The 13,211-nt window shown below is 52.5% G+C and carries 9 protein-coding genes, 1 tRNA gene and 2 rRNA genes; 4 read left to right on the plus strand and 8 right to left on the minus strand.

Annotated elements, in window-relative coordinates; all coding sequences use genetic code 11:
* Positions 1 to 117: 117 nt before the first annotated feature.
* The 3 genes from rrf (FU672_RS11005) to rrf (FU672_RS11015) all read left to right on the plus strand — a co-directional run bounded on the left by rrf (FU672_RS11005) (position 118) and on the right by rrf (FU672_RS11015) (position 482).
* Positions 118 to 233: ribosomal RNA gene (rrf, locus tag FU672_RS11005) — 5S ribosomal RNA — on the plus strand.
* A gap of 14 nt (positions 234 to 247) precedes the next feature.
* Positions 248 to 323: transfer RNA gene (locus FU672_RS11010), tRNA-Thr, on the plus strand.
* 43 nt (positions 324 to 366) lie between these two features.
* Positions 367 to 482, plus strand: a 5S ribosomal RNA gene (rrf, locus tag FU672_RS11015).
* A gap of 106 nt (positions 483 to 588) precedes the next feature.
* Here the strand turns inward: rrf (FU672_RS11015) and FU672_RS11020 are convergent.
* From FU672_RS11020 to FU672_RS11050, 7 genes are all read right to left on the minus strand, one after another.
* A complete protein-coding gene (locus FU672_RS11020) occupies positions 589 to 1,347 on the minus strand; it encodes an amino acid ABC transporter ATP-binding protein (RefSeq protein WP_014171880.1) in 759 nt (252 codons plus the stop codon).
* 7 nt (positions 1,348 to 1,354) lie between these two features.
* Positions 1,355 to 2,458: an amino acid ABC transporter permease gene (locus FU672_RS11025; RefSeq protein ID WP_148243289.1), complete on the minus strand. Its 1,104-nt coding sequence runs from the start codon at positions 2,456 to 2,458 to the stop codon at positions 1,355 to 1,357.
* A gap of 9 nt (positions 2,459 to 2,467) precedes the next feature.
* Positions 2,468 to 3,649, minus strand: a complete 1,182-nt coding sequence (locus tag FU672_RS11030) for an amino acid ABC transporter permease (protein ID WP_032639774.1) — start codon at positions 3,647 to 3,649, stop codon at positions 2,468 to 2,470.
* A gap of 67 nt (positions 3,650 to 3,716) precedes the next feature.
* Positions 3,717 to 4,742: an amino acid ABC transporter substrate-binding protein gene (locus FU672_RS11035; RefSeq protein WP_148243290.1), complete on the minus strand. Its 1,026-nt coding sequence runs from the start codon at positions 4,740 to 4,742 to the stop codon at positions 3,717 to 3,719.
* A gap of 473 nt (positions 4,743 to 5,215) precedes the next feature.
* Positions 5,216 to 5,437: a lipoprotein gene (locus FU672_RS11040; protein ID WP_008502867.1), complete on the minus strand. Its 222-nt coding sequence runs from the start codon at positions 5,435 to 5,437 to the stop codon at positions 5,216 to 5,218.
* A gap of 305 nt (positions 5,438 to 5,742) precedes the next feature.
* Positions 5,743 to 8,856 (minus strand): efflux RND transporter permease subunit, encoded by a 3,114-nt coding sequence (locus FU672_RS11045; protein WP_148243291.1) that lies wholly within the window; start codon positions 8,854 to 8,856, stop codon positions 5,743 to 5,745.
* An 11-nt stretch (positions 8,857 to 8,867) separates the two neighbouring features.
* The gene (locus tag FU672_RS11050; RefSeq protein WP_148243292.1) at positions 8,868 to 10,007 is read right to left on the minus strand and encodes an efflux RND transporter periplasmic adaptor subunit; all 1,140 of its coding nucleotides are present in this window, start codon (positions 10,005 to 10,007) and stop codon (positions 8,868 to 8,870) included.
* Positions 10,008 to 10,394: 387 nt separating this feature from the next.
* On the opposite strand from FU672_RS11050, the gene envR reads away from it, so the two are divergent.
* Positions 10,395 to 11,114 carry an acrEF/envCD operon transcriptional regulator gene (gene envR / locus FU672_RS11055; protein WP_148243293.1) on the plus strand — a complete coding sequence of 240 codons (720 nt, stop codon included), beginning with the start codon at positions 10,395 to 10,397 and terminating at the stop codon, positions 11,112 to 11,114.
* On the opposite strand, the gene FU672_RS11060 is transcribed toward envR, so the two are convergent.
* Positions 11,030 to 13,111, minus strand: coding sequence for a putative bifunctional diguanylate cyclase/phosphodiesterase (locus FU672_RS11060; RefSeq protein WP_148243294.1), 2,082 nt, complete (start codon positions 13,109 to 13,111; stop codon positions 11,030 to 11,032). The genes envR and FU672_RS11060 overlap by 85 nt on opposite strands.
* Positions 13,112 to 13,211 lie beyond the last annotated feature (100 nt).

Here is a 13,211-nt window from a genome sequence, read left to right on the forward strand (position 1 = left end):
TGCGTTGAGCTAACCGATACTAATGAACCGTGAGGCTTAACCTTACAACGCCGAAGATGTTTTGGCGAAGAGACGACGCATTCAAATTTCAGCCTGATACAGATTTAACAGAATTTGCCTGGCGGCTTTAGCGCGGTGGTCCCACCTGACCCCATGCCGAACTCAGAAGTGAAACGCCGTAGCGCCGATGGTAGTGTGGGGTCTCCCCATGTGAGAGTAGGGAACTGCCAGGCATCAAATTTAGCGTGCTGATATGGCTCAGTTGGTAGAGCGCACCCTTGGTAAGGGTGAGGTCCCCAGTTCGACTCTGGGTATCAGCACCACTTTATACTTAGGTTAAAGTTCGGCAAGAAGTAAAAGAATTTGTCTGGCGGCTTTAGCGCGGTGGTCCCACCTGACCCCATGCCGAACTCAGAAGTGAAACGCCGTAGCGCCGATGGTAGTGTGGGGTCTCCCCATGTGAGAGTAGGGAACTGCCAGACATCAAATAAGTGAGAAGGCCATCCGAAAGGATGGCCTTTTTGCGTTTATGCGCAGAAAAAACGGTAGGCCGGGTAAGGCGAAGACGCCACCCGGCAGAGCAAACGACTAATGAATCACCTGCGACAGGAATGCTCGCGTACGTTCTGACTTCGGATGCGCAAAGAACTCATCCGGCGGCGCCTGCTCAACAATCTCACCGCGGTCCATAAAGATCACCCGGTCGGCCACGGTTCGCGCAAACCCCATCTCATGCGTCACACACAGCATGGTCATGCCGGATTGTGCCAGCCCAATCATGGTGTCCAGAACCTCTTTCACCATTTCTGGATCGAGGGCAGATGTCGGTTCATCAAACAGCATAATTTTCGGTTTCATACACAGCGAACGGGCGATAGCCACACGCTGCTGTTGGCCACCCGATATCTGGCCTGGAAACTTATTGGCATGCTCTGCGATACGTACGCGCTCCAGGTAGTGCATTGCCAACGCTTCCGCTTCCTTTTTCGGCATCTTTCGTACCCAAATTGGCGCAAGCGTGCAGTTCTGCAGAACGGTCAGGTGCGGAAACAGATTAAAGTGCTGAAATACCATTCCCACTTCCTGACGTACGCGTTCGATATTGCGGATATCTTCATTCAGCTCGATGCCATCAACCACAATGCGTCCTTGCTGGTGTTCTTCAAGATGATTAATACAGCGAATGGTTGTGGATTTCCCGGAGCCAGAAGGGCCGCAAAGGACGATGCGTTCTCCCTGCTTTACCTTAAGATTAATGTCCTTCAGGACATGAAATTGTCCGTACCATTTATTCACATTTTCCAGCGTAATCATCGCGTCGGCGGGTGTCATAGTTATTTGGCTCATAATTTCCTCAGTGCGGTGTACGCCCGGTGTTAAAGCGCTTTTCCAGATGCTGGCTGTAGCGCGACATGCTAAAACAAAAGATCCAGTAGATCAGGGCTGCAAAGACATATCCTTCGGTGGACATACCCAGCCAGACAGGGTCAACGGTTGCCTGCTGCACGCTGCTAAAGAGATCGAACAATCCGATGATGATCACCAGACTGGTATCTTTGAAGAGGGCAATGATCGTGTTGACCAGACCCGGAATGACCAGCTTGAGTGCTTGTGGAAGAATGACCAGCCCCTGCATTTTCCAGTAACCGAGCGCCAGTGATTCCGCCGCTTCGTACTGGCCTTTAGGCAACGCTTGCAGCCCACCACGTACAACTTCAGCGACATAGGCGGACTGGAAGAGAATCACCCCCACCAGGGCACGGATCAGCTTGTCGATGGTGGTACCTTCTGCCATAAACAGCGGCAGCATGACCGACGACATAAACAGAACGGTGATAAGCGGTACGCCGCGCCAGAACTCAATGAAGATAACGGAGAGCACGCGTACGATCGGCATTTTTGAACGCCGTCCCAGGGCAAGTAAAATCCCCCACGGTAGAGCACCGGCTATCCCCACTGAAGCGATAATCAGCGTCAGCGTCAGCCCGCCCCACTGGCGTGTTTCAACGCGTTCCAGCCCCAGGAAACCGCCATACAACAGTACCCAGACAATAATCGGATAAACCACTGCCCAGACGGCAATATAGCGTCCACGATGAGGCAGCTTTTTCCAGAACATGGCCGCGACAGAAAGCAGGCCGATGACCAGCGCCAGATTAATCCGCCAGCGTTGTTCATGTGGATACAACCCATACATGAACTGACCGAAGCGCTCGTGAATAAACACCCAGCAGGCGCCGGCTTTTGTGCAGTCTGCTCGGGTTGAACCGACCCAGTTGGCCTGTAAAAACGCCCAGTTCAGCAGAGGAGGAATCAATTCCCACATGAGCCACAGGCATACAAGCGTCAGCAGGCTGTTACTCCAGCTGGAGAACAGATTCTTACGCGCCCAGAGAATGAAACGTCCACCTGTCGAGTTGGCAGGGCGCGAGGAGTGCGACAGTATCGCTTTTGTCATCATAGATCCTTAGCGCTCGACCAGTGCTATACGACGGTTATAAAGGTTCATCAGCAATGAAATCACCAGGCTGATGATCAGATAGACAGACATCGTGATGGCGATGGTTTCAATGGCTTGTCCGGTCTGGTTAAGCACGGTTCCGGCGAAGAGTGACACCATATCGGGGTAGCCAATGGCAGCTGCCAGCGACGAGTTTTTGACAATATTGAGATACTGGCTGGTCAGGGGCGGAATGATGACCCGTAAAGCCTGCGGAATGATGACCTGGCGAAGCGTCACGGTATGGGGTAATCCCAGTGAGCGTGCCGCTTCGTGCTGTCCATAAGGTACGGCCTGGATCCCTGCACGGATAATCTCTGCGATAAACGCGGACGTATAAATCGACAGCGCCAGCGTCAGGGCTGCCAGCTCGGGAATTAATACCATCCCGCCCTGAAAGTTAAAGCCACGCAGATGTGGAATGTCCCAGTGCAGAGCGGCCCCAAACAGCCAGTGTGCTATTAGTGGCAGGCTAACGATCAGGACGACTGCCGTGGGCCAGGTTCTACGAAGCTGACCGGTTTTGATCTGATGCTTACGGTTAAAACGGAATACCCCGGCAGAGAGAGCAAGCGCTATCACAATCGCGCCGATGAAAGCGTAAAGACCTTCACCCGGCTGAGGAGAAGGAATGGACAACCCACGGTTACTCAGGAAAAACAGCTCAAACGCGTCGACGGCCTGACGGGGACCGGGAAGGTTACGCAGTACGGCGAAATACCAGAAGAAGATCTGCAGGAGCGGGGGGATATTGCGGAACGTCTCGATATAAACAGTAGACAATTTCCGCAGGAGCCAGTTTTCAGAAAGACGCGCCAGGCCAATAAAGAAGCCCAGTATCGACGCGAAGACGATACAAAGCGCCGATACCAACAGCGTATTCAGTAAACCGACCACGAACACGCGTCCGTACGTGTCACCTTCCTGGTAATCAATAAGGTGCTGAACAATACCAAACCCTGCGCTGCGATCTAAAAACGCGAAACCGGAAGTAATGCCGCGATTATTCAGGTTGGTGATGGTGTTATGGATGAGATACACGGCGATGAGAACAACCGCAACAATAGCAATAATCTGGAATAGCCAGGCGCGGACCGCGGGATGAGAAAAGGATAGCGATCCTTTTACGGCTGAGCGGCGATGGGACATAAAGAAACCTCAGTAACCATGACTCTGGAGTGGGCACTGCCTGAGCAGTGCCCGTTACAGCTATGACTTAACGTACTGGTGGCGCGTACTGAATACCGCCGTTGTTCCAGAGATTGTTCTGGCCGCGTTTGATCTTCAGCGGGCTTTCCGATCCCACGTTGCGCTCAAAGATCTCAGAGTAGTTGCCCACCTGTTTGATGATGTTGTAAGCCCACTTGTTATCCAGCTTCAGATCTTTGCCGAAATCACCTTCTTTACCGAGCAGGTGTGCCATATCCGGGTTGGATGGCTTAGCGGCTTTCTCATCAACGTTTTTAGAGTTGATGCCCATCTCTTCTGCGTTCAGCATGGCAAACAGCGTCCAGCGAACAATGGAGAACCAGTCTTCATCGCCACGACGAACGACGGGGCCGAGAGGTTCTTTGGAGATGACTTCAGGCAGGACAATCCACTCTGCCGGGTTGCTCAGCTTAATACGTAAGGCATACAGCTGTGACTGGTCAGAGGCTAGCGTATCGCAACGGCCGGATTCCAGCGCTTTGGCCGATTCATCCGAGCGGTCGAATGTCACTGGGGTGTATTTCATGTTGTTTGCTTTGAAATAATCCGCGACGTTCAGCTCGGTATCGGTGCCCGCCTGGATACAAACGGTGGCACCATCCAGTTCCTTAGCGCTTTTCAGGCCAGCTTTATTGTGGGTCAGGAAACCGATACCGTCATAATAGGTCACGCCCGTAAATGCCATCCCCATGCCTGCATCACGGGAGGAAGTCCAGGTGGTATTACGGGAGAGCATGTCGACCTCGCCGGACTGCAGCGCCGTAAAGCGTTCTTTCGCCGTCAGCGGGGTATATTTTACTTTGCTGTCATCGCCAAAAACGGCGGCTGCAACGCCACGGCAGACATCCACATCAATACCGGTAAATTTGCCGTTCGCATCGGCATAAGAGAAGCCAGGCAAACCGTCACTGATACCACATTGAACAAAACCTTTCTTTTTAACGGCATCCAGTGTCGTTCCCGCATGGGCTTGACCGGCTACGGCAAACAACATGCCTGCAGCGGCCAGGCTGGCTATCATCGTCTTTTTCATAATGCATCCTGTGTGGCGAAATTTATCGTTATAGAGGCGTTTTTAAACGCTTTACCTGTCTGTGGCTTTGGCCAACGTTTATAAAGCAAACGTAATGCCAGTTTTGCGTTCGACAAAATAAGAGACGAGTGAACGCTTAATGCTGAGTGTAGACAGGCTTAAATAAAACGAGCGCCCCGAAACGGTGCGAAATTACAACCTGTGCCACAAATCGGAGCAAAAGTTTTGAGTCGAGTCAGGAAAAAGAAGAGATAGTTTCTGGCGTGAATATTGGCAGGGTATTCAATAATCTTAATGTGTGAAAATCATCACGATAGAATAAGTAATTTGAATGAGTATGCGAAAAAGTTGTGACTGACTTCAGGCTTGGTTTAATTACTTGAATAAATACAGGGCTATTTTTTTACTTATTTTAAAATATTGCACTCATTAAAAGCAAAAGCGCGGCCAGAGCCGCGCTTTCTCAACAGATGTTACTTCGTCAGGGCAACAATACCCAGCGTCAAACCCGCTACTGCGGCAGCACCGCCAGCGATAGCACCCGCAGTCTCCCAGTTATCCTGGGTAGTGCCTTTCATACAGGTATTGGTATGAACCAGTCGGCCCTGGTCGTCGTAAACCGGTACACATGGAGAGTCGTGCGCGCAACCAGCAAGCAGCGCAGCGAGAAGTGCAACGGAAATGAATCTTTTCATGATATTACCTCAGTATTATTTCTCATCCGCCATAAAGCCAGGAGGGCTATTAACGAACTGGAGGTTATTTTACCACCGGGGTAAGTCCTCGTTACACGAGGAATAATCTCAAATTATGTAGTTTGTAAAAATCGTGGAGAAAAGTCGGTTTCAGGAGGAATTAATGGAGACATTATGAAGCTGCAAGAGACTGTTTTTACTTAATGCAAATCATCATATTTTTAACACTGCCTTTATGTAAACCCTAATTCATTGTTTATATTAAAAATAAAAAAAGGCACCAGAGGTGCCTTCTCAGGAAAACATTAATCTTTATGATTAGTAAACCGTCGCCGAACAACCACAAAGAAAACGGGCACGAAGAAAATCGCCAGAAGCGTTGCGGAAAGCATTCCTCCCATAACGCCCGTACCGACGGCGTTTTGCGCGCCGCTCCCGGCCCCGGTGCTGATCACCAGCGGCATGACGCCAAGAATAAAGGCCAGGGACGTCATCAGGATCGGTCGAAGGCGCATCCTTGAAGCTTCCAGTGTGGCTTCAATAATGCCTTTACCTTCTTTATCCATCAGGTCTTTAGCAAATTCGACGATCAGGATGGCGTTTTTCGCCGATAAGCCAATCGTCGTCAGCAGGCCGACCTGGAAATAGACGTCGTTGTTTAACCCGCGTAGCGACGCTGCGAGAAGAGCCCCAATGACCCCCAGCGGCACAACCAGCATGACGGAGAACGGAATGGACCAGCTTTCATACAGCGCTGCCAGGCACAGGAACACCACGATCAGTGAAATGGCGTACAGGGCAGGAGCCTGGTTACCCGAGAGCCGCTCCTGATAAGACATCCCCGTCCAGTCATAGCCGATGCCGGAAGGCAGTTTTGCCGCGAGACTTTCCATCATTACCATAGCCTCACCGGTACTTTTACCCGGGGCTGATTCACCGAGGATCTCCATAGAGGGCATGCCGTTATAACGCTCCAGGCGAGGTGAACCATAGACCCAGTGAGCGTTGCTAAAGGCGGAGAACGGGACCATTTCCCCATTCGTGCTTCTTACGTAAAGGTTGTTAATATCTCCTGGCAACATACGGAATTTTGCGTCGGCCTGAACGTAGACCTTTTTCACGCGTCCATGATCGATAAAGTCGTTTACATAGGTGCCACCTAAGGCCGTCGAAATCGTCTGGTTGACGTCAGAAAGACTGACGCCCAGCGCCTGCGCTTTCTCCTGATCGACATCCAGCTTGAACTGAGGCGTATCTTCAAGACCGTTAGGACGCACGCGAACCAGCAGGTCAGGGTGCTCTTTCACTATGCTAAGCAGTTGGTTACGTGCCTGCGTCAGTTGGGTATGCCCCAGGTTAGCCTGATCAATCAACTCAAAGTCGAATCCCGTGGCGGTACCCAGCTCAATAATTGCAGGCAGGTTAAACGGGAACACAAGGCCATCTTTAATCTGATGGAAGGCTTTCGTCGCGCGGCCCACAATGGCTTCGACGCCATTTTCCGACCCCGGGCGCTCCTCCCAGGGCTTCAGGCTGACGAATGCAATACCGGAGTTCTGACCCTGTCCGCTAAAGCTAAAGCCGTTTACGGTAAAGACGGATTCAACGTTCGCCTTCTCTTTGTTCAGATAGTAGTCCTGAACCTGGTCGAGGACCTGCTGAGTACGCGTCTGGGTTGCACCTGCCGGGAGTTGAACCATCGTCATAAACACCCCCTGATCCTCTTCTGGCAGGAAGGAGGTGGGTAAGCGCAGGAAGAGCACCGCCATCCCACCGACAATAATGACGTACACCACCAGATAGCGTCCTGTCTTACGCAAAATACTGCTCACGCTGTTGCTGTAGTGTTCCACGCTTTTATCAAAGAGCGCATTAAACCAGCCGAAAAAGCCACCTTTCTTCTCATGATGGTCGCCGGATACGGGCTTAAGCAACGTTGCACAGAGTGCGGGCGTCAGGATTAGCGCAACCAGTACGGACAACGCCATAGCGGAAACGATAGTCAGCGAGAACTGGCGATAGATCGCCCCCGTCGAGCCGCCAAAAAAGGCCATCGGAATAAAGACCGCCGAGAGCACCATGGCGATCCCCACCAGTGCGCCCTGGATCTGCCCCATCGACTTCTGCGTGGCCTCTTTCGGCGGCAGATTGTCCTCGACCATGACACGTTCAACGTTCTCAACGACCACGATAGCGTCATCGACCAGCAGACCTATCGCCAGCACCATGCCGAACATCGTCAGGGTATTGATGGAGAAACCAAATGCCGCCAGAACCGCGAAGGTACCCAGCAGAACGACCGGCACCGCGATAGTCGGGATGAGCGTCGCCCGCAAGTTTTGCAGGAACAGGTACATGACCAGGAAGACGAGAATGATCGCTTCAAACAGGGTCTTCACCACTTCGTGGATGGAGATTTTCACAAAAGGTGTGGTGTCATAGGGATAGACAACTTTCAGTCCCTGTGGGAAGAACTGTTGCAGCTGCGCCAGCTTGCTCTTAATGGCAGCCGCGGTGTCCAGCGCATTTGCCCCGGTTGCCAGCTTAATCCCCAGACCGGTTGCCGCCTGCCCGTTGATTTTAGTGACCATGTTGTAATTTTCGCCACCCAGCTCAATACGAGCCACGTCCTTCAGATGAACCATCGAGCCGTCCTGGTTCACCTTGAGCGTCACGCGGCCAAATTCCTCCGGTGATTTCAGGCGGGTTTGCGCGATGATCGAGGCATTCAGCTGCTGCCCGGGAATGGACGGCGTTCCGCCCAGCTGGCCTGCCGCTATCTGATCGTTCTGGGTTTTCAACTGGTTGATAATGTCCAACGGCGTCAGCTGGTATTTGTTCATCGCGTTGCTGTCGAGCCAGATGCGCATCGCATACTGAGCGCCAAACAGCTGAACGTCACCGACACCAGACGTTCGGCTGATGGCATCTTTGACGTTTGAGGCGACATAGTCAGAGATGTCATCCTGCGTGAGACTTTTGTTATCTGAAACAAAACCGGCGACCAGCAGGAAGCTGCTGCTGGATTTCTCCACGCCAATCCCTTGCTGTTGTACCTCTTGCGGCAGCAGCGGCATGGCGAGCTGCAGCTTGTTCTGCACCTGCACCTGAGCGATGTCCGGATCGGTTCCTGACTCGAAGGTCAGGGTGATGGTGACGCTACCCGCTGAATCGCTGGTGGAGGACATATACATCAGGTTATCGATGCCGTTCATGTTCTGTTCGATAACCTGGGTCACGGTATCCTGCACCGTTTGAGCGTCAGCTCCCGGGTAGGTCGCGGATATCGCCACGGCGGGAGGGGCAATGGTCGGGTACTGTGCGACGGGAAGTTTGAGAATGGCCAGCCCGCCTGCAATCATCAAAATGATGGCAAGTACCCAGGCGAAAACCGGTCTCTGAATAAAGAAATTAGCCATGTCGTTGTCCCTTAACCGGCTGGAGTCGTGGTGGTATCCGGCGTGGCGACGACGGTTACCCCCGGTCTGACTTTCTGCAGCCCGCTGACAATCACGCGGTCACCGTTTTTCAGCCCTTTCGTCACCAGCCAGCGATCGCCAATTGCCTGAGGGGCTACGACGGTACGCGGCTCAACCTGGTTTTTATCGTTCACCACCAGGACGATTGCATCGCCTCGCGGTGTACGGGTCACGCCTTGCTGTGGAACCAGAATCGCATCCGGCTGGGTGCCTTCATCAATGCGGGCGCGCACAAACATGCCGGGTAACAGCAGATGCTGAGGGTTCGGGAAAATGGCGCGCAGGGTAATCGAGCCGGTACTTTCATCGACCGTGACGTCAGAGAACTGCAATGTGCCTTTCAGCGGATAGGGCTGTCCGTTCTCCATCAGCAGCTCAACGCTGCTGGCGGTATCGCCTTTTTGCAGGCTCGTCTGTTTCAGGCGCATAAAATCATTACTGGACTGGGTGACATCGACATAAATTGGATCGAGCTGCTGGACCGTAGCCAGTGCAGCGGCTTGTCCGTTCGTCACCAGCGCCCCTTCGGTCACGCTGGATTTCCCGATACGACCATCAACAGGAGAGGTCACTTTGGTGTAGGCAAGGTTGATACGTGCGCTTTCAACGCCGGCTTTTGCAGCAACCACGCTGGCGTCAGCCTGCTGAGCGGTCGCCACGGCCTGGTCATACTCTTGCTTACTGACATACTGGGTGCCTACCAGGGGGAGGTAACGTTTCACCGTAAGGTGCGCAATATTGGCCGCCGCCTGCGCCTTCGCCAGCTCACCTTTCGCGCTGTCATAGGCTGCCTGATAGGTCGCGGGATCAATCTGGTAAAGTGACTCACCCGCTTTTACATCGCTACCTTCCGCGAAGTTGCGGCGAAGGATAATGCCGCTAACCTGAGGACGAACCTCCGCAACGCGAAATGCATCTGTTCTGCCCGGGAGTTCAGTGGTAACAGCCAGAGGCGTGCTTTTCACAATATGCACGCTGACCTGAGGCGCCTGCAGGTGTTGTTGTTGATTTTCCTGACCATCGCATCCAGTGAGCAGTACCGCGCAGACAATGAAACCGGATAAGGGCAAGCGTCTGAAATGATTCGTCATTACTGTTCCTTTAAATACCCATTAACCGATATATGCCGTGAATCGGTAGCTGGGGCAGAGGGATAAAAAATAAAATGTAGCTGCGTATAATAATGAGGGTATTTAATGTTTTTTAATTTATAAGTGCGAATGACCATGCTTGTAGAAAAAATCAGAATCAGACCTGGTCCATACAGGGATATACTCCAGGTATGTTAATCAGGTAAATGAGTTTAATATTGTCTAATTATTCATTCCGTGAATTTAATTGATTCGATGTATTTGTAATAATTATAAATTGAGCGGATTGACTTTTTTTGTGCAAAATTAAAACGGATTTTGGTGAATACTTACATTTGCATGAACGCAGTATTACCTTTAAACCTTGTGAGTAACGAGTAGCTGCCTATGGCGCGTAAAAAGAAAGAAGAGGCTCAACAAACCCGGCAGCAGCTGATCGAGGCGGCTATCGGACAGTTTGCGACGCGTGGCGTAGCCAGCACGACGCTGACGGATATCGCTGATGCTGCTAAGGTGACGCGCGGCGCGATCTATTGGCACTTCACCAGTAAATCAGAAATATTTAATGCCATCTGGGAACAGCAATTACCGCTTCGCGACATTATTCGCGACAGGCTTTCCCTTTCCGATAGTGACGATCCATTGTTAAAACTTCGTGAGCAATTTATTACTGCGCTGCAGTATATTGCCCATGAGCCCCGGCAATGTGCGCTTTTACAAATTCTGTATCATAAGTGTGAATTTAGCAGTGATATGATTTCAGAGCGTGAAATCAGAAAACGTATTGGATTCAATTATGACACGCTACGTGCCACGCTGGAGACCTGTATTTCGCGGAACATCCTTTCACCAGAGGTGAATGTTGATCTCACCTTGATCGTATTCCACGGTTTTTTTAGCGGAATAATTAAAAACTGGTTAATGAATAACGACAGTTTTAATCTTTATCAGCAGGCTCCCGCTCTGGTCGATAGCATTCTGGCGACACTCCCTGTCATTCGCGTGTCGCCTGATGATGATGTTTACAGCTCAGCGCCAGGTAACATTTCCCCCCGGGCACAAAGTGCTTCTATGGTCTGCGCGCTGGCGGGTTTACCTAACAGATAACCCTGAAGGGTGTTACAGCCCAGCTCGGTTAAAAAGGCTTGCTGTGCTTCGGTTTCCACACCTTCAGCCACGACTTTCAGGTTAAGTGTTTTAGCGAGGGCTACAATCGCTGAGACAATAGTGGCATCCTCGCTTTCCCCGCTGAGCTCTTTCACAAATGCCCTGTCGATTTTCAATTCACAGGCGGGTAAGCGCTTGAGGTACAGCAGGCTCGAATATCCGGTGCCAAAATCATCAATGGAGGCCTTCACGCCCGCATTCGTCAGTTCTGTCAGCACTCGCACACTTTCATCCGGGTTGCTCATTGCCGTGGTTTCCGTCACTTCGAGGATCAACATTTCCGGTGGCACATGGTGCAGTGCCAGGCAGTCGAGAACCGTTTTAACCAGCGAAGTTTGTTCAAACTGCAGCGTCGACAGGTTTACCGCCATTGACCAGCTTTGATGCCCCTGAAGATGCCATTCCCGCAGCTGGCGACAGGCTTCATTAATCACCCAGTTGCCAATGGGGATGATCAGCCCCGTTTTTTCCGCCAGCGGCAGAAAAAGGTCCGGCGTCAGTAACCCCTGCTTAGGATGCTGCCAGCGCAATAACGCCTCGAATCCGAGGACAGGACCCGCGGGGGCGTGAAATTTTGGCTGATACAGCAGGCGCAGCTCATTGCGATCGATCGCCATCCACAGATCGTTCATTAACTGGAGATGGGTCTGCGCCAGGGTGTTCATGGAAGGTTGGAAAAAGTGGTAACCGTTTCGGCCCATATGCTTCGTGTGATACATCGCCGCGTCGGCGTTAAACATCAGCTCACGCTCGGTTTTGCCGTCGTGAGGATACAGCGCGATACCAATGCTGAGGGTCACCACCAGTTCATAGGGGCCGAGATTGAACGGGCTATCAATCGCGCGCACCAGCGAATTCGCCAGCGATGCTGCGTCGTCCGGACCTTCTCCCTCTGCCAGCAGAACAAACTCATCACCGCCGATACGTGCGAGGGTGAATTGGCCTTTCAGGAGAAGCAGCAGACGCTGCGTAACAGCAACCAGCAGCCTGTCACCGACATCATGGCCATAGGCGTCATTGATGGCTTTAAAACCGTCGAGATCCATGAACATCAGGGCAAAGTGGTTCCCTTCACGATCGGCTTTGCTGATGGCCTGATCGAGTCTGTCTTCCAGCAGGATACGGTTAGGCAGACGCGTCAGGGTATCGTGCAGCGCCAGTTGAGCGAGTTCCCGGTTAGCTTCTGCCAGCGATGAGGCCAGAAGGGCGGTACGTGCCTGAAGGCGGGCATCCAGCATCGACACCAGCAGGGTGATCCCAAGAATAGAGAGCGCGACGACGCTGACCAGCACCGCCAGCCAGCTCCCGTTAATGCCCTCATGGTGAACCATTGTAGACATTGGAAACTGCGCCGCTTTCATCCCGGCATAGTGCATACCGGCAATGGCAATCCCCATCGTGATGGCGGCCCCCATGCGCATCAGCACGACCTGCGCGGCTTCGCGACGCAGGCGGAAGGTCAGCCATAATGCTGCGAGCGAAGCGGCAAGCGCAATCGCGATCGAAATGGCCACCCAGACCTTGTCCCAGATAATCCCGGGCATCACTTCCAGCGCTGCCATGCCGGTGTAATGCATGGCAACAATACCGCTTCCCATCACCAACGCGCCTGGCAGCAGTCGGCGCAAGCGTAATTGCTCGCAGCTAACGAGCCATAGCGCAAACAGCGACGAACCCACGGCGATGACCATGGATAACACCGTCAGGGTGGCGTTGTAGCTCATGCTCATGGAGAGGTCCATCGCCAGCATGCCGATAAAATGCATGGCCCACACGCCAATGCCCATTGCAATACCGCCGCCAGCCAGCCAGACGCGGGCAGCGACGCCCTCACTCCCGGCGACACGTGCAGCCATGTTCAGCGCGGTATACGCAGCAAGGATGGCAACAACAAAGGAGAGGACGACAAGGATATGGTTGTATTGGCTGACAAGCATGGACGGTTCTACTCGAGTGTGGGGTTACGCTAGAGCGGTTGAGAAGGGCGAGACATTATCACCGTCAGGTAATGGCTCAAAGGGATTTAAATCCCCGTTT

This window comes from Enterobacter asburiae, from assembly GCF_008080435.1.
Lineage (GTDB): Bacteria > Pseudomonadota > Gammaproteobacteria > Enterobacterales > Enterobacteriaceae > Enterobacter > Enterobacter asburiae_C.